Below are 19,405 nucleotides of genomic sequence, written 5' to 3'. Positions count from 1 at the left end.
AACCCGCCTCGCCGTCAACCCACGCCACCGCCGGATTTAACGAACTACCGTTAGGTTGGCCCATCCGGTCTGGTCGAAGAACCTCCGCTCGACGCCGTCGACCGTGAGAGCGCGGGTGCCGGCCGGGATCGCCGCGGTGGGAGCGGCGGGGGTGATGAGGACATCGTGCTCGGCGTCGGCGAAGAACCAGTGCCACGTCTCCCGAAGCCGCAGGCGCTCCTCGTTGGCGCGGAGCCAGGCACGGTGTGTCTGCGTTCGGTGGCGGAGGAAGGTGGCCCGTGGGCTCGCGTCATCCTCGTGCAGGTCACGCGCCGCCACGAGTTCGGCCGCTCCAGCTTCGTCGTCGGTGGCGGCCGTCGCGGTGGCATGGAGGAGCTGCTCGAAAAGGCGGAGAGAGCCAGCGAAGCCAACCGGTCCCGTGGTACGGCGGACGTTCGTGCCCGAGGAGGCCAGTGCCTGCTCGACGGCGGCGAGAGCATCGGCAGTTTCACGGTCGACGGGGCAGCTCGCGTCCTCGGCCCACACCGCTACGCGGAGCTGGCCGACTGCGCAGCGCGCCGTGGGCAGCTTCACGAGCCAGGGGCTGTTCTCGGCGGGTGACGGTGTCGTCAGCGCGTCGAGGAACAGGTCGAGGTCGCGGGGGTGGCGTGCCAGGGGGCCCGGGGTGACCATGTCGCTGCTCGTGATCCATCCCGGTGGGCGGGGGATGTGGCCGCGAGCCGGGACGAGTCCTTGCGTGGGACGCAGGCCGTAGACGCCGCAGTAGTGAGCTGGAAGCCTCAGTGACCCGGCGAGGTCGCTGCCAAGGTCGGCGGGGGTCAGGTGGGCAGCGACTGCGGCGGCGGGGCCGCAGGATCCGCCGGCACTGTTCCGCCGTATACGCGTGGCGGACCGCACGGCGCCCGGCAGCGCTCCGTCACCGGGTGTCGCGCGGGCGAGGGGCCTACCGTGGGAGATGGTCCCGGCGTCGGCCCCGCCGACCGGCCGGTCGTTCACGCCGGGGGCGGAAGGAGGCACGAGATGTCCGATGCGATACGGGACACCACGGCCCGGCGCGTACGACATTTCGTCGACGCCGGATATCCCGACGCCGGGCCCGTCGAGGCGGCGGTGGAGGGAGCCGTCTACCGACTCGGGGACGGAACGGTGGCCAAGGTGTGGGAGCGCCGACGGGGATCCGAACTGCGGCGGATGCAGCGTTTCTACGCCGATGCCGCGGCGCACCTGCCGTTCGGCGCCCCGGAGATCCTCGCCGTCGAGGACATCGACGGTGTCCCGATGACCGTGGAGCGGGAGCTGACCGGCGAGCCCTTGGCGGGCAGGATCCGCACCGACGACCCGGACGAGGTGCTGCCCGAAGCGGTCGACTGCCTGGTCGGCGTGCTGCGCGCCCTCGCGGACGCCCATGACGTCGACGAGGTCAAGCACCTTTCTGTGCTGGACGAGGAACGCCCGCTGTGGGAAGGCCACACCACTTTCGGATCCGCCCTGGCGGACCTGGTGGACCGGCGGGTCAGCCGGTGCGCGGACCGGCTCTCCACGCATGTCCGCGACTTCGACGACACGCGCGCCCGGCTGCTTCGGAAGCTGCGCTCGCTGCCCCGAACCGACGAGGCGGTCGTCCACGGTGACGTCTTCCCGGAGACCGTGCTGGTGGACGACGACCTGCGGCCGCTCGCCCTCGTGGACTACGGCTTCCTGTCCACGGGCGGGGATCCCCGGTTCGACGCTGCCGTGGCCGCGGCCATCTTCCCGGCGGGCACCGAGCACGCCCCGGAGATCACCCGGCAGCTCACCACGCGGTTCGCCGACGAGTTCGGCTACGCGGTCGACGACCTCCTGCTGTACCGGGCCGCCTATGCGATGGCCACGAGCGACGCCTTCGCGCCGGGCGGCGGTGACGAGCACTTCGCCTGGTGCGTCACCGTGCTCGAGGACCCGGCCGTCGCCGAGTCCCTGCACCGGTGACGCACCGCGGGCAGCCGGGCAGCCGGGCAGTTCCGGTGACGGTGTGTGCGGTGCCCTACGATCCCGAGCGGATCCAGGGGCACATGGCCCTGGGGGTCGAGCGGCAGGACCGCATCGTGGTGGCTGCCGGCGTGTCGGACCCCGCCATGACCAGCATCGACACCTTCGACCCTCATCGGTCACGGCGCGCAGCCAGTCTCGCCGGCCTCGGCAGGTCCTTCGCCCTGCGTACCGAGCCCGATGAGTCCGTCAACCTGGCGGCACTGCAGGCCGGAGCCGAGGAAGTCGCTGGCCATCTCGCGCGGGCGCTGATCGCGCACCACCCCTGCGCTGCCTGAAGCCGCCTCGACAGCGGATGGTCACGGCCGCCGCCTGCTCAAGCTGCCGCTTACGGCTGAGAGCGCACCCAGCGAGGCACGGGCCCCTTGACAGGTTCCAGCGCCACGCGGGGGTGACTGATCACCCGGTCAGGACGGGTTAGTGGGTGTTCAGGTTCGCCGTTTCGGCCGTCGCCCCGTTCTGGCGATCACCGTGTGACCTGTGCATGCCGGTCGCGTTCATCGGTCGTGCGAAAGATCATCACGTGTGGCCACTGGATCTGGTGTGCTCCGGGGACGGGCGTTCTCGGTAGCGTGACCATCTGCTGCACGGAGTGTCCATGTGTCCGACTGGTCCGTGCGACGGCTTCCGGCTGATAGTGATGAGGCTGCAATGAGTGAACTGACGAAGCCCGAGGTCGACGTTCCGGAGGTTGACGCTCCTACCGAGCTGACCATCCGGGACCTGGTCGTCGGGGACGGGGCTGAGGTGAAGCCGGGCATGGTGGTCAGGGTCCACTATGTCGGGGTGACCTTCGAGTCCGGGAAGGAGTTCGACGCCTCCTGGGACCGCGGTCAGCCGTTCAAGTTCGCCCTGGGCAGTGGCAAGGTCATCAAGGGCTGGGACCGGGGGGTGAGGGGGATGAAGGTCGGCGGTCGGCGCGAGATCATCGTTCCCCCGCGTCTCGGCTACGGCAATCAGTCGCCTTCGCCGTTGATCCCGGCGGGCTCGACCCTGGTCTTCGTGGTGGACCTGCTGGACTCGTATTCCAGCACAACCGGGTGGAGCAACGCCTAGTGACCCTGGCCGCTCCTCCCCTGCGGCGCGCTGCGTCGTCCGCCGGGGTGGGCACCGCCGTGCTCCTCGCTGTCGCTCCTGTCTTCCGCCTCCGCAGCGTCCGAACGGTTCCGCTGCGACTCGTCGACCGCCGAAGGCCACGAGGCGACCGACTTCCTCAACGGCCTACCCGGCGCCGCCGCCCGGACGTCTGAACCCGCCGGCCGTGCTCGGCAACCGGAGGAGGTCCGCGCCGCACCCCGCCAGAGCCGCACCAGCTACTATTTCCCCTGGTCAGCTTGGGTGCAACTGCTGTACCACCAGCAGACGAAGAACCTCCTGGTGTCGTACTCGCCGAAGAAGCTGGGCTTCTTCTAGATCCAGGTGGGGTCCACGTCGGTGTGCAGCAGGTGGTGGTCCGAGTACGGGGTCGGATGCACATGGTGCTCCAGCGGGACGATGCCTCGCAGGAAGATGTAGTCGAACTTGCTCTGCCAGTCGGTGGTCGGCTTGCAGGTGCCCGTGGGCGAGGGATGGCACTGGGGGTCCGTGTCCGCGGCCAGTGCCCACATCCCGGTGAGTTCGGGGGCGTCCGGCACGGCGTTGAAGTCGCCGATGACGATCGCGCGGTCGTGCCGGGCGACGTCGGCGGCGAGTACACGGATCTGGTCCGCTCGGACCGCCTCTTGTCGTCGTTGGGCGAGATGTGTGTTGAAGACCCGGACGGGCCGGCCGCCCACCGTGGTGGTGACTGCCATGTACCCCCGGTCCTCGGATCCGCCGTCGGGGTATTCCACGTTGGCGAGGTCTGTCATCGGTGCCGCCGAGAGGACCGCCTGGCCGAAGGCCCCGGGATTCCACGGTGCTCCCCCGCAGCGGCCCCAATTCCGGAGAACCGTCCCGTACTCGACGTGGTAGACGAGCCCGTAAAGGCTCTCCAGGTGGTCCCGGATCCTCTCGACGTCCCGCACGCACGCTTCTTGCAGGCCGATGACCTGGGGCGCGAACGTGGCGATCTCCGCTGCCCGGTCGACGTTGCCCGCGTCACAGGGGTTGCAGATGTTCCACGTCATGACCCGGTTCGGCACGATGTCCCCGACGGCTCCGACGGGCAGTGGCCTGGCGGAGAGGGCACCACTTGGTGCGCTCGGGCCGACGAGCACCGCCCAGGCCACCGTCATGGCGGCCGCCAGCAACCGCGTGCCCCTGCCGAGCACCATCGCCTCCCACAAGTGGATCCACAGGGCATCTGACGTCTCCCCGCACGAGGCTAGGGGACGTGGCGAGGCCTGTCCGGCGGATCCCCTCACGGTCTGGGGTCCGGCACGGGTCCCTGCGGCTTGGTCGTCGGTCGCCCAAGCTCCGCGCCGGCGTCGTCCTCCGCCCTGCGGTTGCGCTGACTGGCGGCCCGATGGCCCGGGGAGGACGGCACCGGGTCACCGCGTCACTCCTCGTCGCGCAGCCGGGCCCCCAAGGAGATCAGCGGCTCGGTCTCCTCGGTGTCCGCGAACTGCTCGGCGGCGTCGACGAGTTCCTCGGCGGTGACGGTGCGGGTACGGCCGTAGGGGCGCCGGTCGTTCTCCTGGAGTGCCTGGTGCAGTTCGTCCGTGTTCTGGGGATGGGGTGCGGTCGGCGGTCCGGGCGAGTCCGGACCGGGGCCGGCAGCCGAAGCTTGCCGGCCCCGCCTCCGGGGCCCGGCAAGGGCGCGTCAGGTGCGGACGGTGAAGTCCTGGAACTCGGCGATTCCCCGGGTGCCGGTCCAGCCGTTGGCCGCTGTCATGAAGACGCCGACGTCCTGGGTGGCGGCGGCGGAGCCGGGGGTGGCCGTGCCGACGGTGGTCCAGGTGATGCCGTCGGAGCTGCACTCCCCGGTGTAGGTGCCGCCCGCCCGGGTCAGCCGCAGATGGGCGGGAGCGCCGAGTGAGCCGCTCATGGCGATCGAGTCGAACGTCCCGTCGCCGTTCGCGTCCCAGGACAGCGCGCAGCCGTTGGACGGGGTCACCGCCAGATTGACGTATCCGGCGCTCCCGTTGGCGGACAGGTCGTTGCGGACGATCAGCCCGGCGCGGGCCCAGCCTCCGGTGGTGTCCTGCGACACGACCTTCACCGTGGCCACGGAGGTGTCCTGGTAGGCACCGGCGCGGTAGATCGTGCCGAACTCGTTGGTGCCGCCCCACAGGTCGGCGCCGGCGGCCTCGATGGCGAGGGTGTCGCCGGACTGGCCGAAGACCGCGTCGTTGAAGGAGGCGGTCAGGTAGGGGTCCCGCACCCCGCTGCCGGCCATCACGCGCACCGACGCCGAGGCCGAGCCGCGTGCGCCGCCGGAGGTGAAGGACGCGCTGGCCGGCACCCTGGTGACCAGCGTGTCTCCGGCCTGGGTGAGGGTGAGTGCGAACGTCGCCGTGAACGTCTCGCCCGGGGCGACCGAGGCGTTGGTCGTCGCGCCGACCGGGCGGGCGGTCATCCCGTCCGGTGCTTCGACGGACAGGGTCACGCCCGTGGCCGGTGCGAACCCGTTGCGGTTGGTGAACGACACGGTGAGCGTGACCGGTTGCCCCGGTGTCACCGACGCCTTGTCGGCGGACGCGGTCAGCGCGGCCTGGTGCGGGTCGGCCGCGAGGGTGGCGCGCACCTGACGGGCCAGCCGGTGGATGTCGCCGGTGGCCTCGACGGGATAGGTGTCGTGCCGGTGCGCCCAGTCGTCCTCGAGGGCGAACCAGTCGATGTCCGCGGGCTGCCGGTCCGTGGCGAGGGCGGCGGACAGCTCGCCGAAGTACGTCTTCCAACGGGTGAGGTAGAGGCCGCCGACCAGGCCGGACCACTCCCGGTTGGCGTAGTCGTGCAGTCCTTCCTCGCTGCTTTCCCGGCCAGCCCAGGTGGTGATGAGCGAGCGAGCGTCGTACTCGAGCTTGTTCCGCTCGGCGGTGGTGGCGCCCCAGGAGCGGGCGTCGGCCAGCCAGGGACCGAGCAGGTGCTGGGGGCTGGTGGCGAGCACCTTGTCGAGCAGCTTCATCCAGCTCAGCCAGGTCCTGGTGAGGTCGGCGAAGCGCTTCTTGTCGCGGGCTTCGTAGGCGGCCTTGATCTGCGGCAGCAGCAGCCGGCTGCGGTTGGAGAGCACCTGCCGGGTGACGTCGGCCAGGTCGTAGCGGTAGGCCGAGCTGTCACGGAACCGTGGTGCGACCTGGAGCAGTTCGGTGAGCGCCGCGTCGAACGCCGTGGTGTCGTAGCGCTCGGCCGCGGGACCCCAGGCGGCGGCCTTGTCGGCGCCGAGGCTGGGCCGGGCGCCGAACAGCCCGTCGGGTGCCTCGCTCCACCCGTCCGCGCGGGTCATGTTGTACGCGGTGTCGCGGATGACCTTCCAGGCCGCGACGGCGTGCGGGTCCCTGGCGCCGTAGCGGGAGGTCGCGTAGGAGGCGAACCAGTCGTCCAGGTCGATGGTGCCGGGCGTCCAGGCGAGGTCGGTGAGGAGTGCCATCGCGGCGGGGTTGTTGTCGGCGCCCTCGGGCATCATCGCGATCCCGGCGAGCGCGCTGCCGTCCTTGTCCCGCCACTTCGGGTACAGGTCCACCCAGTCGGGGGTGTTGGCGCCGATCGGGGTGTGGCCGCCGAAGTTCCAGATGCTGCCGAAGGCGTACGGGGTGTCGTCCCAGTCGCTCTCCCGGTCGGTGACCGTGGTGTACCGGTCCGACAGCCCGTCGACGATGAGCATCCTGCTCCGGTCGACGGCGTCGAGGATCTCCCGCCGCGGGTTGTCCTGCCAGCCGAGGATCGCCCAGACCGCTCCGGGGTGGGCCTTGCGCAGCGCTGCCTCGACGGCCTTGGCCGCCTCGCCGACCGGCACGTCCCCGGCGTTGCCGCCCTCGTGCAGCAGGTCCATCTTGTACATGGTGCTGTCGCCGAGGCGGGTGCGCTGGTGCCGGTAGAAGGCGGCGGCGACCTGGGTGAAGAGACGGCTGCGCGGGTCGAGCCAGTCCGGCCGTCGGAAGGCGCCCCAGGTGCCCTGGGGAACCAGCGCCGCGCCGGGGTTCCTGGCCGCGAAGCCGTCCGGCACGGTGCCGAAGTAGCCGGGCAGCACCGGTGTCATGCCAAGTTCCCGCACCCGGTCGACGATCTTCCTGGCGAGGCCGGCGCGCCGCTCGATGAGCTGCCGGGACACCGGGCCGCCGAACCCCGACATGTTCTGCAGCAGCCACCAGGGCTGGTGGGAGGGGGCGGGGATCCAGGACCGCAGCTCCGCGTCGGTGTAGCCGAAGTCCCGGAAGGTGTCGTAGTAGACGGCGTCGGCGCCGATGTAGACGAGCACCTCGTTGATGCCGTGCAGGGCCAGCACGTCGAGTTCGCGTTCCCAGGCCGCCCAGTCCCGGTACGCGCCGGTGTACCCCTCGTTGGTGTCGTTGAAGCCGAACCGGTGCGGGACGTTCGCGGTTCCGGTGATCTCCCCGGCCGGGGCGGGCAGCAGCCGGGGCAGGTTCAACTGCTCCCCGTTCCAGGAGACGTCGGCCTTGGCGACCCGGGCGAGGTAGGTGTTGAAGCCGGTGAGCAGGACGGCGGGGCTGGTGCCCTCGATCCTGATGTCGCCGGTGCTGCCGGTGACCCGGAAGCGGTCGCCTCCGTTGCCGGCGATCGCGCGCAGCGTGACCTGCCGGTGGTGGGCGGGCACGATCCGGCGCAGCGCGGCGGCGGCCGGTGAGGTGTCGCGCGACCCGGCGGTGGCGGCCAGGGCGCTCTGCGGCCAGGCCGGGAGCACCGCGCCGCCGAGAGCGGCCATACCGGTCAGCACACGTCTGCGGGTGAGGTGGTGGTTGTCGTGCATGTACGTCCTTTCACAGGTGTCGGGCGACCGTCATCGCGACGCCGCGCGGGGCCGGGTCCGGCTCGGGTACGTCGGCTCGGGCGGGTACGGGCTCGTTGCCCGGTCACCGCTCATGTCGCCTCGACCGTGAAGTGGTCGAAGACCGCCTGGACCGTCGTACCGGGATAGTTGAGGTTGACGGCGCTCGCGATGAGACCGGCGTCCCCGGTGCCGCTCGCCGAGGGCACGGTCGCGCTGCCGATCTCGTCCCACGTGAGCCCGTTGCCGGTGGCGTACGCGGTGCAGGTGGTGCCGGAACGGACCAGCCGCAGCCAGACGGGGTGGTAGGAGACGCCGCCGCCGGCCCAGGTGTCGAGGTGTCCGTCGCCGTCGCTGTCGGCCATGAACTCCAGGCCGTACCGCGCCGACATGGTCAGCACCGCGTAGCCGCCCTTCTCGGGCGCCGTCAGGTCGTTGGCGATGGCGATCCCCGATTTGGCGGTGGGGTTGTCGCTGCCGGTCAGGCTGACGGCCTTGGCCTGCACCACGCCGGCGTCGGAGACGGTGCCCGGGAGGCGGATGACGCCCTTCTCGTCGGTGCCGCCCGACAGGTCACGGCCGCCCGCCCAGATCACCAACTGGGTGCCGTACTGGCCGTACTCGGCGTCGTCGGTGGTGGCGTACGTCGTGTACGGGGCGCGCACGCCGTTGGCCTCGTAGGGGAGGGTGAACGTCCTGGCGGACCGGACGCAGTCGGCGCTGTGTCCGTCGACGTCGAACAGTGCGTGCGCGGTGAACGCCACGTTCCCGGCCACGTCTGCGGGGACCGCCGTCCGCCAGCGCCGGGTGATTTTCGCGCCACGCCGCAGGTCGCCCAGCGGGATGGTCTTCGCCGCCGTGACGGCGCCGGGGTCGATCAGGTGGAGCACGGTGTTGCGGAGCGGGAAGGGGCAGTCGTTGGTGAGGACCGCGGTGGCGGTCACCGTGTCGCCGGCGGCGGGCTCGGCCGGCTCCGTGGTGACGGTGAGCGTGGGTCCGAGGGTGTCGAACCTGGTGTCGTTGCGGATTCCCATGCGGATCACCTGGCCCATTCGACGGTGAAGACGTTGGCGATGTCGCTCGGCAGGGTGGACGGCACGGTGATGTCGATCCTTCCGTCACGGCGGGTCCACCGCAGGTTGCCGCCGGTGCCGAGCAGTCGTATGCGTGAGGTGGCGCCGACGGGGATGTCGCCGGGCACCGAGAGGGTTCCGTCGGGTCTGCCCAGCACGATGATGTTGAACGTGCCCGGGGAGACGGTGTACCGGATGCCGAGCGGGCTGCCCTCCTCCTCGGCCCGCACCCAGGGCGTCGAACCGTAGATCGCCGGGCCGTTGACCTTCAGCCAGGCGCCGATGTCCCGCAGCCGCTCCTGCATGATGGCGGGGATCGTGCCGTCCGGCCTGGGGCCGATGTTGAGCAGCAGGTTGCCGTTCTTGCTGACCACGTCGGCGAGCAGGTGGATCAGGAACTCCGAGGTCTTGTAGTCCTCGTCCGGCTCGTGCTTGTTGTAGCCCCAGGAGTAGCCCATGGTCATGCAGCACTCCCACTTCTGCGGGTCCATCGTGGGGTTGGTGCGCTGCTCGTACGTGGCGAAGTCGAAGTGGGTGTCGAACCGGTCGTTGATCACCACACCCTTGGGGTGCTTACGGTTCTTGGCCCGGTTGTAGTAGTGGGCCATGGGTTCCTCACTGCGCCACGGAGGGTTGTCCGTGGGCCGGAACCACTGTCCGTCCGCCCACAGCAGTTCCGGGTCGTAGCGGTCGATGATCTCGTACAGCTGCTGGAGTTCGTAGTCACCGACGTAGTCCTTGACCGGCTTGTAGCCGGTCATCGGGATCTCCTTGTCGGTGTAGAAGTTGCGCATCGGCCGGCCGATCGCCGGGTTGAAGTACTCGCCGAGCGAGTAGTAAAGGCCGGGCCGCACGGTGCCGCGTCTGCGCGCCGCCGTCATCAGCTCGCCGACGAGGTCACGCTTCGGGCCGTACGCGACGGAGTGGCGGTCCGTCACCTTGCTGGGAAACAGGGCGAATCCGTCGTGGTGCTTGCTGGTCAGTGCGAAGTACTCGGCGCCCGCCTGCTCGAACAGCCGCACCCAGGCGTCGGGGTCGTACTTCTCGGCCTTGAACCGCGGGATGAGGTCGTCGTAGGTGACGTCCTCGCCGTAGGTCTCGCGGTGGTACTTCCACTCGGCGGTGTCCTTGGTGCTCTGGTACCACAGGTACCACTCGGAGGCGCTTCTCGGCGTCGCGCCGCCGATCACCGAGTAGACGCCCCAGTGGACGAAGATGCCGAACTTGGCGTCCTTGTACCAGCGCGGCACCGGGTGGGTGTCGAGGGATGCCTTGGTGGCCTGGTAGTCGGGAATGCCCGGGGCTCCGGACGTGGCACCCGAGGTGAGCGCCTGGGCGGTGCCGGGCGGGGCGAGCAGCACCGCGCCACCGAGGGCGGCAGCGGTGGTCATGAAGTGTCTGCGGTCGACGGGCATCAACATGCCTCTCACTCTTGGGTGGAGAAGGAGTCGAAAAGTGCGGTCGTGATCTGGCCGGGGTAGTTGAGGTTGACCGCGCTCGCGACCAGACCTGCGTCCCCGGTGCCGCTCGCGGAGGGAACGGTGGCGGTGGCGACCTGCTGCCAGGCGGTGCCGTCGGAACTGGCGTACGCCGTGTAGGCGGTGCCGTCGCGGACGATCTTCAGCCAGGCGGGGTGGTACGAACTGCCGCCCCCGGCCCAGGTGTCGAGCTTCCCGTCACCGTCGCTGTCGGTCATGAACTCCAGGCCGTACTGCGCGGACATGGTGAGCACCGCGTAGCCGCCCGCCTGAGGCGAGGTGAGGTCGTTGGCCACGGCGATCCCCGCCTTGGCGGACGGGCCGCTGCCGGTCTGACCGACGACCCGGGCGGTCACGGAGCCGGACGACGGCGCGGCGTCGGCGAGGTAGACCGCCGCCTTCTCGTCCTTCCAGCCGGACAGGTCCTGGCCGCCCGCCCAAATGGCGAACTGGTCGCCGTTCTGGGCATATTGGGCCTTCTCCGTCGTGGTGGCGGTCGTCAGACACGGCGCCCGCACCTCGGACGGAGCGGGGGTCACCGTGGCGTCCACGCTGTCGGAGTCGTGCCGTGTCCGGCCGTCCTGGACGAAGGAGGTGCGTACGCCGATCTCGTGGGTGCCCCAGATCGCGTCGGCCGTCGGCGTCACCGTCCAGGTGACCTTGGCGCTGTCGCCCGGGGCGAGGGAGCGTACCCGCGTGCTGCCGGCCGGTTCGGCGGACCAGCCGTCGGGGAGATCGAGACGCGTGCTGACCTCGGTGACCGCTCTGGTGCCCGTGTTGGTGACGGTCGACGTGATCTCCGTGCCGTCGCCGCCGGCCCGCAGGGTCGGCCGGTACGGGGTGATCCGGACGCGGGCCGACGGGCAGCCGCGGCCCGCCCCGAGGGTGGTGAGGTCGACGGCGTCGGCGAAGGCCTTCATCCCGACGTCGTTGGGGTGCAGATGGTCACCGGAGTCGAACGCGGCGCCGTAGCGGGTGGGGTCGTCCGGGTCCCGTACGGCCTTGTCGAAGTCGGCGTAGCCGTCGAAGACTCCGCCGTCGCGGACGAACGTGTTGACCTTCTGCCGGTCGGTCTCCTTGGCCTCGGTCCACCAGTCGCCCCAGCCGCGATACGGCACGACCGTCGCGCCGATCACACGCAGCCCGCGTTCGTGGGCGCGGCGCACGATCTCCTTCATGCCGTCGATCACCTGATCACCGGTGGCGCCGCCCCAGCTGAGGTCGTTGACGCCCTCGAACAGGACCACCGTCCGGGCGCCCGGCTGTGACAGCACATCGCGCTCCAGCCGGTCCAGCGCCGACGGGTTGCCGTCCACGCCGGCCGTGATCCGGTTGCCGCTGATGCCCTCGTTCAGCACTCCGGCGGCGGACGAACAGGCCGACAGCCGCCCGGCGAGATAGTCGGGCCAGCGCCGGTTGGCGTTCGAGGTGGAGGCCGCGCCGTCGGTGATGGAGTCGCCGAGCGCCACCACGGCGCCCGCCGCGTTGCCGCCCCGTACGTCGACACCGGTCAGGAACGGGAAGGTGGAGTCGGTCTTCGTGAAGGCGTCGCCGTCGGCGTCCGCGGCGTGGTCGCCGCCGCCGTCGGGCGTCCAGTAGACCGTCTGGAGGCCCATCCAGTGCTGGCTGATGTGGGTGAGCCGGCCGGGGAAGTACAGGCTGATGACCACATCGCTGCGGGCGGGCACGGTGAGCCGGACCTGATCGCTGGCCCTCTGCTCGCCGGCCGCGATCGTCACCCCGCTCTTCCCGCCGAACCGCAGCTTCTGCGGCTTCGAGACGGCGGAACCACCATCCCGAAGTCCGACGGTCGCGTGTCCGATCGTCACCGGCTCGGTGGTGAAGTCGTTGGTCAGGCGGATGCGCACGCTCGACCCGCCGGCGCTCACCCGCACCGGTATCCGAACCGTCACCTCCGAGGTACCCGGGTCGTACGCGGCGTGCTGGGCGGTCGCCCACGTCCCCGTCCAACCCGGCTGCGCGGTCTCGGCAGCGGCCGGCGCCACCGGAAGCAGGGCTGCCACCGTGGCGGCCAACGCCGTGGCAAGGACCGCGAATCGTCGGTGCCCCAGCAGGTGTTCAAGCCGTCTGGACACGGTTCCTCCTCAGGAACAGCCGCGGCCGAGGCCGAGCGACATCAGGTCGATGGAGTCGGCGAATGCCTTCATCCCGGCGTCATTGGGATGCAGATGGTCACCGGAGTCGTACGCCGCGCCCAGCCGCCGCGGATCCGCCGGGTCCCGGACCGCCCGGTCGAAGTCGGCGTAGTCGTCGAAGACCCTGCCGGAGGCCCGGACGAACGCGTTGACCTGCTGCCGCCGCCCCTCCGTCTCCTCGCTCCAGCCACCCCAGGTGAAGTCCTTGTACGGGGTGATGGTGGCGCCGACGACCCGCATGCCGCGCCGGTGCGCCCGGTCGGCGATCTCCGTCATCCCGGCGATGATCTGCTCGGCACTCGCCCCGCCGAGATCGTTGATCCCCTCGAAGAGGATCAGGGTCCTGGCGCCCGGCTGGGAGAGCACATCCCGGTCGAGCCGGTCGAGCGCCGAGGGATTCGTCGCGGTCCCGGCGGTGATCCGGTTGCTGGTGATGCCCGCGTTGAGCACTCCGGCGCCGGGCAGACAGGCGTTCAGCCGGGCCGACAGCAGATCGGGCCAGCGCTGGTTGGTGTCGGCCGTCGAGTACGACCCGTCGGTGATCGAGTCGCCGAGCGCCACCACCGACCCGGTCCTCGGCGCGGTCACGTCGACGCCGCTGAGGAACGGCCAGCTCGTGGTGGTCCAGGTGTAGGCGTCGCCGGAGGTGTCGGCGGCGTGGTCGCCCGCACCGTAGTCCGTCCAGTACACGGTCTGCTGCGCCCACCAGTGATCGGTGATGTGTGTGACCTGGCCGGGCAGATGGAGACTGACGACCAGGTCGGTCAGGGCCGGCACGGCGAGTCCGACCGGATCGCTCACCGCCTGGCCGCCCGCCGGGATGGTGACCGCGCGCTTCCCGCCGAATCGCAGGTCGTACGGGCGCGCCACGGCGGAACCCCCGTCGTGCAGGCCCACGGTCGCGTGTCCGATCGCCACCGGGTCGGTGGCGTAGGCGTTGGTCAGCCGGATGCGTACGGACGAGCCGCCGACGCTGGTGTGCACCGGCATCCGTACCGTCACCTCGGACATCCCCGAGACCTCGTAGTGCTCGCTGGCCGCCGTCGCCCAGGTCCCGGTCCAGCCGCGCCCGTCGCCTTGCTGACCGGCCTCGGCGGGTGCCACCGTCCCGGCCACGACGGCCGAGACCGCCAGGAGCAACGCCGCGAGCCTGCCGCGTATCCCATGCATCTGACGCCCCTTACTGTTCCGCGCCGGTGCGCGCGAGCGCCTCGTACGCCTTGGTGGCGCCCTCGGCCTTGAGGTTCACGAACGCCGGCGTCACTCCGAGCGGCGCCGCGTACGCCTTGAGCGTCACGGGGCCGCGGACGACCTTGCGGTTGATGACGTCACGCCACGTTCCGGTGGGCAGGAAGACGTCCCGGGTGGTGCCTTCGTCGAGTTTCGGCGCGGCCAGCACGGCCGGGCCGAGCATCCACTCGTCGGCGACCGTGTAACTGGCCTCGTCCTTCGGGAAGTCGAAGAACAGCGGCCGCATGATCGGATCGCCGGTCTTCAGGATGCTCTGCACCTGGTCCCAGATGTAGGGAGCGAGCTTCTCGTGCGTCTTGATCGCCTGCCGGTAGAGGTCGACCGTCTCGCGGTCGTAACCGACCCACTCGCCGGTCGTCGCGTCCCGTACGCCGGTGGGTGAGGTAGAGGCGTACATCAGCGGCATCAGGGACGCCGCCTGTGCCCAGCGGGCCAGGACCTGCTTGGTGGGTGGCGGGTAGCCGAGCGAGCCGCCGATCATGTCGGTCTCCACGAACGGGTAACCGATCGTGGAGACCGCCAGGTTGGCCGAGACCGCGGCACGCAGCCCCGCGAAGGTGGTCGGTTTGTCGGCCGTGCGGGTGGCGAAGCCCTTGGCCTGCGCGGCGTTCCACGCGACCCGCAACCCCGCCCCCTGCTGGTCGAACTCGTCGGCCAGTTCGGTGCCGTACTTCACGTAGTCGGCGCGGGTGGCCCCCGGATAAGGGGCGCACCGGTCGTCGAAGAAGGCGGTGTCGAACTTGAAGCCGGCCACCCCCAACTCGCCCGTCTGAGCCTTGAGATCGTCGGTGTACCACTGCCGGGCTGCCGGGTTCGCCAGGTCGACCAGCCCGGTCTGGCGGCCGTTCCACCAGGTGAACAGGCACGGCTTGGACGGGTCGGACGGGTCCTTCAGCAGATACCCGTTGTCGACGGCTTCGGAGAAGTTGGCGGCGGTCTCGGGCATGTACAGGCCCGTCCACATGCCGAGGTCGAAGCCGAGGCGGCCGAGCTGCCTGGACAGGGCGGGCAGATCGGGGAAGCGTTCGCCGAAGTCGGAGGCGATCACGCTCTCCTCGATCTGCACCGCGTGCCCGCCGAGCCCGGCGGCGGCCAGCGCACGGGCCCAGGCGAGGACGTTCGCCTGGGTCTGTTCGCCGTAGAGCTGCGCCCAGGAGTTCCAGAGCGGGGTGGCGTACTGCTCGTAGGGGGTGTCGGAGCGTTCGGGTTTGCCGACCAGCGCGATGTGGTCCCGGTACACCTCGGCGGGGGTGTCCTCGACGAACACCGTGGAGGCGGAGGGGCGTTCACCGGTGACGGTGAACTCGCCGAGCCCGTTGCCGCCGGAGTTGATCCGCACGTCCATCGGGTCGTTCGTGTCCGCCCACAGTCCGGTGGCGCTGGAGGTGTACCAGAAGGGGGACACCACCTGGTACGACGCCGGACCGAACCCGGTGTCCACCACCTGCCCGGAGTCCAGCGGCCACGGCTGGACCGTCTGGTCGCTGTTCTCGCCGTGCCCGTACCAGTGCCCGGCGCTGCTCAGGTCGTACGCCGTGCTGAGCGCGTCGGCCTGTCCGCCCGACAGGGACCAGTTCATGTCGTACCGGTCGGAGCGCAGGGTGATCCGCAGATCGACGGTGACGCCCGGCAGGTCGGTGGCGGCGGTGACGCGCAGGGTGTTGCCGTCACGGGTGCTGCCGGTGACCTCCCCGACGATGTGCCAGTCGGAGCCGATCCGGAACCGGAACGCCGCGGGCGCGGTGGCCAGCACGGTCCGGCCCGCCCGCACCGTGGTGACGGTCAACCGGTCCGTGGCGACGCGCAGTTCGTAGGCGGGTGTCGTGACGGTGACCGGCCCCCCGGAGTCGGCGGCGGCCGGCGCCGTGCCGAGCAGCGGGGCGGCCAGCACCAGCGCCGCCGAGCCGCCACGGACGGTTCGTCTCAGACCGGGCATCAGGCACCGCCGCCGCAGGTCAGCTTGGCGTCGGCCCAGTCGGCGTGATCCGAGGAGACATCGCCGGCACCGTCGACGAGCAGGTCCAGCCAACGGGCCTCGGTCACTTCCACGTCGATGTCGGTGCCGCCGTCGGAGCCGCGCACGACCGGGGTTGTGGTGAGCGAGCGGCCGTCGGCGATCACCTGGAAGGTGACACTGCCGCCGTCGCCGACCTCGTCGTCCACCCCGGCGGTCGCGGTGAAGCGGGTGCAGCCACCGCCGAGATAGACCCGGACCTGGCTGTTCGCGTGCACGCCGAGGCCCTTGGTGTACGTGGTGCCGCCGATACTCAGGGGACGACCGTCACCCGCCGCGTCCTCCCCGTTGGAGGAGTCCTTCTCCACCGGCCCCCAGCCGTTGACCGCCTTGACCAGGGTCAGGTCGCTCACATAGGCGTCGGCGGACAGCGCGGCCGGTGGCACCTGTACGGCGCGTACACCGGTGACGGTGCCCGGACGACCGGGCTGGGTGAGCTTGGCGGTCGCGGACAGGACGGCGTAGTGGACCGGGTCACCCGGCGGGGTGACGGTGTAGTCCGCGGTCACGGTGTCGCCGGGACGGACCTGGCCGAAACGGGTGGTGTCGTCGGTGGTCGCGGTCCAGCCGTCCGGGACCTTCAGCGCCAGGGCGACGTTCCGGGCGGTCGGCGCGTCCTTCGGCACGCTGAGGGTGACGGGGACCTTGGTCGCGGTGCCGGTGGCCAGGAACGGCTCGGCGTCGACGGTGACCCGGGCGCCCGCGGCCGGCAGGGCGTAGGTCTTGGCGTCGTACGAGGGCGCGGCCACCGTACCGACCCTGATCCCGCCCGCCGAGGCGCCGAGGTCGACGAGCTTGGCCGAGCCCGGGCCCGCGCCGGCCTTGGTGGACCACACGGCCAGGGCGATGGTGTTGCTGCCCTGCTCACGCAGGAGGCCCTTGGGAATGACGAACCGTGTCTGTGGTCCGGTGTCCGGCAGGTAGCGGCCGATCAGCCAGCCGTTGACGAAGATCTCGGCGCGATAGCCGGTGCTGCCGCCCGCGGGTTCGGCGAGATCCAGCGCGAGCGCGTTGTCCTGGCCCTGCGGCAGGTCGAGCCGGGCGGAGGTGCGGTACCAGCGCACGCCGGGCTCGGTCTTGGCTGCCTGCCCGGAGAGGGTGGTGCTCTTCCAGCCGCCGTCGGGGAAGCCCGGCAGCGACCAGCCGGCCCGCTCCCCGTACAGCCCGCCGTTGTTGTAAGGGCCCCGTGCGGTGTCCACCGGGTCCTCGCCGCCCCGGTTGCCCTGGATCTTCCAGGTGAGGGTGGAGGCCCCGCCGATCACCTCGGCACTGAGCAGACCGCGTGGCTCCTTGGAGTAGTCGTGGCCCCATTCCTCGTTGTGGCCCGCGTTCTCCACGAGGACGGAGAGGACGTTGTCGCCACCGGCCTTCAGCGTGCCCGCCGGGATGTCCAAGGTGTGCGCACCGTCGCCGGAGCTGCCGAGGTAGCGGCCGTTGAGCCAGACCGCGTACTGGCCGGTGTTACCGGTTTTGGCGTCGAGTGCGAGCGCGGTCGCGGCACCGGTGGTCCTGAACCGGCCGCGGTACCAGACGTTGCCGTGGTGGAAGCCGTACTCGTCCATCGCGAGGACCGGCAGCGACCCGGCCAGCGCCGCGTTGTTGGCGGTGAGGTGGTCGGCGGTGGTCCAGGTGGAGTCGTCGAAGCCGGGAGCGGACTCCGGGGCCTCCTCCTTGTACTTCCACGTCGTCAGCTTGGGCAGTTGGACCGGGAGCGGCGCCCGGGTGACGGCGACCTCGCGGCCGTTCCAGGTCACCTTCTTGGCGTCCGCGATGACCTCGATCTTCGCGGCCTTGGTGGAGTCACCGGTCAGTTTCAGGGTGCCGTCCGCCTGTTCGGCCGTACGGACCAGGGACGGTCCTCGTACGAGGACCGGGCCCGCGGCGGTGTCCTGGCGCCACCAGTGGGCGGTCTCCGCGGTGTCGGCGATCAGCAGTTCCATGCCGTTCACCCGTACGCGGGCCAGGCCCTTGTGGGTGTAGTTCAGGCGCAGGTCGCCGCGTTCGGCGTCCCAGGTGGTGGTGACATCGCCGTCGAAGACCTTGACCTCGGGGCGCTCGGCGTACCGCAGCACGGTCTCGCCGGCCTCGCCCGCACGCCCGTACAGCAGCGCCACGTCCCGGTCGCCGATCCGGGCGTGCGTCATGATCTCCGAGGTGGAGTAGACGAGCCGCTGCTTCTCGCCCAGGTCGTAGCCCGCGACGAGGAGTTTGGCGTCCCGGCCGTCGACCGTGATCGTTCCCTGCTGGGGTACGCGCCGGTAGTCGCCGTCCGCGCCCTTCAGCGACAGGGTGGTCTCGTCCCTGTCCTTCACGCGGGTGTCGGCGTGCCGCACGGTGAAGAACTGGGTGCCGTCGTCGGGGTTGACGCGACGGTCGATGCGCAGGGCGTCGTCGGTCGGGGTGGGGGCCTCGGCCTTGTCGGTGCGCGCCAGCGAGGTGACGGAGTTGACCATGTACCCGAGGCGCTTGAACTCCTGGTACTTGTCCGTCAGTTGGCGGGACTCGTTGATCGGGGCCCCGTAGTCGTACGACGTGTAGACCGCGTTGGGGTCGGCGAGCCAGCCCCAGTTGGTGCCGCCGTACGTCATGTAGAAGGACTGGCCGCTCACTCCGGCGGCGATGTTCATCTTGCTGAACACCCGGGTGAAGTCGGTGCCGGTGAGCTTCGCGCAGTCCTGGTATCCGGTGCCGCCCCAGGGGTCGAAGGCGCCGCCCTGTGCCTCCGGGATGATCAGCGGGGACTCGGGCTTCCACTCGTTGACGTACGAATAGTCGGGGAGGTTCTTCCAGGTGTCGGGGTCCTTGCAGTCGAAGCCCTGCGGGTAGGCGTCGAAGCCGTAGATGTCCGGGGCGCCCTTGCCGCTGACCCAGTTCTGGTTGGCGCCGCCGTCGTTGACGAAGGTGGGCACATCGATGCCGTCCTCCTTCGCCCAGTCGATGAGGGTCTGCATGTAGTCGGCGTCGTGGCGACCGCCCTGGTACTCGTTCTCGATCTGGTACAGGATCACCGAACCGGTGCCACGGGTGAGTTGGTGACGCGCGATGATCGGGTTGATCCGGCTCATCCACTCCCGGGCCGCCTTCATGTACTCCGGCTCGGAGGTGCGGTTCACACCGGCCTGGGTCGACCGCCAGGCGGGCATGCCGCCGCCGGAGACCTCCGCGTTGATGTACGGGCCCGGGCGGCCGATCACATACAGGCCGGCGCGCTCGGCCTCGTCGAGCAGCCGCTCCACGTCGCGGATGCCGGTGAAGTCGTACGAGCCCGGCTTGGCCGTGTGGTAGCCCCAGTCGAAGTAGAGCGAGACCGCGTTGAACCCGCCCGCCTTGATCTTCTGCAGGACGTCGCGCCACGCGTCGGGGCTGGGCAGTCGGAAGTAGTGGAGCTCGGCGCCCCAGATGTACAGGGGCTTGCCGTCGACCCGCACGGAGTACTGGTCGTAGGTGACGGTGTGCCGCGCCGGGGTCTGCTGCTCCGCCTGGGCCGGTGTCACGACACCCGCGCCGGTCAGGGACATGGCAGTCAGCGCTCCGGCAAG

General features: G+C 70.6%; 12 protein-coding genes. 3 read left to right on the top strand and 9 right to left on the bottom strand.

Annotated features, from left to right (window positions below; all coding sequences use genetic code 11):
- Positions 1 to 36: 36 nt before the first annotated feature.
- Positions 37 to 1,065 carry an amidase family protein gene (locus OG985_RS38760; RefSeq protein WP_371673049.1) on the bottom strand — a complete coding sequence of 343 codons (1,029 nt, stop codon included), beginning with the start codon at positions 1,063 to 1,065 and terminating at the stop codon, positions 37 to 39.
- Here OG985_RS38760 and OG985_RS38755 point away from each other — a divergent pair.
- The 3 genes from OG985_RS38755 (at position 1,021) to OG985_RS38745 (ending at position 3,084) form a co-directional block, all read left to right on the top strand.
- Entirely contained in the window at positions 1,021 to 1,968 is a 948-nt protein-coding gene (locus tag OG985_RS38755; RefSeq protein ID WP_371673048.1) for a phosphotransferase family protein, read from the top strand. The two genes, OG985_RS38760 and OG985_RS38755, sit on opposite strands and share 45 nt — an antisense overlap.
- A 50-nt stretch (positions 1,969 to 2,018) precedes the next feature.
- Complete coding sequence (locus OG985_RS38750; RefSeq protein ID WP_371673047.1) at positions 2,019 to 2,306, top strand: hypothetical protein; 288 nt, start codon at positions 2,019 to 2,021, stop codon at positions 2,304 to 2,306.
- A 373-nt stretch (positions 2,307 to 2,679) separates the two neighbouring features.
- Positions 2,680 to 3,084 carry an FKBP-type peptidyl-prolyl cis-trans isomerase gene (locus OG985_RS38745; RefSeq protein ID WP_371673046.1) on the top strand — a complete coding sequence of 135 codons (405 nt, stop codon included), beginning with the start codon at positions 2,680 to 2,682 and terminating at the stop codon, positions 3,082 to 3,084.
- Between the two features lie 353 nt (positions 3,085 to 3,437).
- On the opposite strand, the gene OG985_RS38740 is transcribed toward OG985_RS38745, so the two are convergent.
- The 8 genes from OG985_RS38740 to OG985_RS38705 all read right to left on the bottom strand — a co-directional run bounded on the left by OG985_RS38740 (position 3,438) and on the right by OG985_RS38705 (position 19,384).
- On the bottom strand, positions 3,438 to 4,283 hold the full coding sequence (locus OG985_RS38740; protein WP_371673045.1) for an endonuclease/exonuclease/phosphatase family protein: 846 nt from the start codon (positions 4,281 to 4,283) through the stop codon (positions 3,438 to 3,440).
- Between the two features lie 488 nt (positions 4,284 to 4,771).
- Positions 4,772 to 7,876, bottom strand: a complete 3,105-nt coding sequence (locus OG985_RS38735; RefSeq protein ID WP_371673044.1) for an alpha-N-acetylglucosaminidase TIM-barrel domain-containing protein — start codon at positions 7,874 to 7,876, stop codon at positions 4,772 to 4,774.
- Between the two features lie 110 nt (positions 7,877 to 7,986).
- A complete protein-coding gene (locus OG985_RS38730; protein ID WP_371673043.1) occupies positions 7,987 to 8,928 on the bottom strand; it encodes a hypothetical protein in 942 nt (313 codons plus the stop codon).
- A gap of 5 nt (positions 8,929 to 8,933) precedes the next feature.
- A complete protein-coding gene (locus tag OG985_RS38725) occupies positions 8,934 to 10,388 on the bottom strand; it encodes an alpha-L-fucosidase (protein ID WP_371673042.1) in 1,455 nt (484 codons plus the stop codon).
- Positions 10,389 to 10,393: 5 nt separating this feature from the next.
- A complete protein-coding gene (locus OG985_RS38720) occupies positions 10,394 to 12,541 on the bottom strand; it encodes a GDSL-type esterase/lipase family protein (RefSeq protein WP_371673041.1) in 2,148 nt (715 codons plus the stop codon).
- A 9-nt stretch (positions 12,542 to 12,550) separates the two neighbouring features.
- A complete protein-coding gene (locus tag OG985_RS38715) occupies positions 12,551 to 13,771 on the bottom strand; it encodes an SGNH/GDSL hydrolase family protein (protein WP_371673040.1) in 1,221 nt (406 codons plus the stop codon).
- 10 nt (positions 13,772 to 13,781) lie between these two features.
- The gene (locus OG985_RS38710) at positions 13,782 to 15,788 is read right to left on the bottom strand and encodes a TIM-barrel domain-containing protein (protein WP_371673039.1); all 2,007 of its coding nucleotides are present in this window, start codon (positions 15,786 to 15,788) and stop codon (positions 13,782 to 13,784) included.
- Positions 15,788 to 19,384, bottom strand: a complete 3,597-nt coding sequence (locus OG985_RS38705) for a beta-galactosidase (RefSeq protein ID WP_371673038.1) — start codon at positions 19,382 to 19,384, stop codon at positions 15,788 to 15,790. Before OG985_RS38705 ends, OG985_RS38710 begins: the two co-directional genes overlap by 1 nt.
- Between the last annotated feature and the right edge of the window lie 21 nt (positions 19,385 to 19,405).

It is taken from the genome of Streptomyces sp. NBC_00289, from assembly GCF_041435115.1.
In the GTDB taxonomy this organism is placed as follows: domain Bacteria; phylum Actinomycetota; class Actinomycetes; order Streptomycetales; family Streptomycetaceae; genus Streptomyces.
This window is presented reverse-complemented; position numbering and strand designations above follow the sequence as displayed.

Coding starts and splice junctions, on each gene's coding strand:
- OG985_RS38725 (WP_371673042.1), bottom strand. CDS start 10,388: ATGTTGATGCCCGTCGACCGCAGACACTTCATGACCACCGCTGCCGCC.
- OG985_RS38730 (WP_371673043.1), bottom strand. CDS start 8,928: ATGGGAATCCGCAACGACACCAGGTTCGACACCCTCGGACCCACGCTC.
- OG985_RS38705 (WP_371673038.1), bottom strand. CDS start 19,384: ATGTCCCTGACCGGCGCGGGTGTCGTGACACCGGCCCAGGCGGAGCAG.
- OG985_RS38710 (WP_371673039.1), bottom strand. CDS start 15,788: ATGCCCGGTCTGAGACGAACCGTCCGTGGCGGCTCGGCGGCGCTGGTG.
- OG985_RS38745 (WP_371673046.1), top strand. CDS start 2,680: ATGAGTGAACTGACGAAGCCCGAGGTCGACGTTCCGGAGGTTGACGCT.
- OG985_RS38715 (WP_371673040.1), bottom strand. CDS start 13,771: ATGCATGGGATACGCGGCAGGCTCGCGGCGTTGCTCCTGGCGGTCTCG.
- OG985_RS38735 (WP_371673044.1), bottom strand. CDS start 7,876: ATGCACGACAACCACCACCTCACCCGCAGACGTGTGCTGACCGGTATG.
- OG985_RS38760 (WP_371673049.1), bottom strand. CDS start 1,065: ATGTCGTACGCGCCGGGCCGTGGTGTCCCGTATCGCATCGGACATCTC.
- OG985_RS38740 (WP_371673045.1), bottom strand. CDS start 4,283: ATGGTGCTCGGCAGGGGCACGCGGTTGCTGGCGGCCGCCATGACGGTG.
- OG985_RS38755 (WP_371673048.1), top strand. CDS start 1,021: ATGTCCGATGCGATACGGGACACCACGGCCCGGCGCGTACGACATTTC.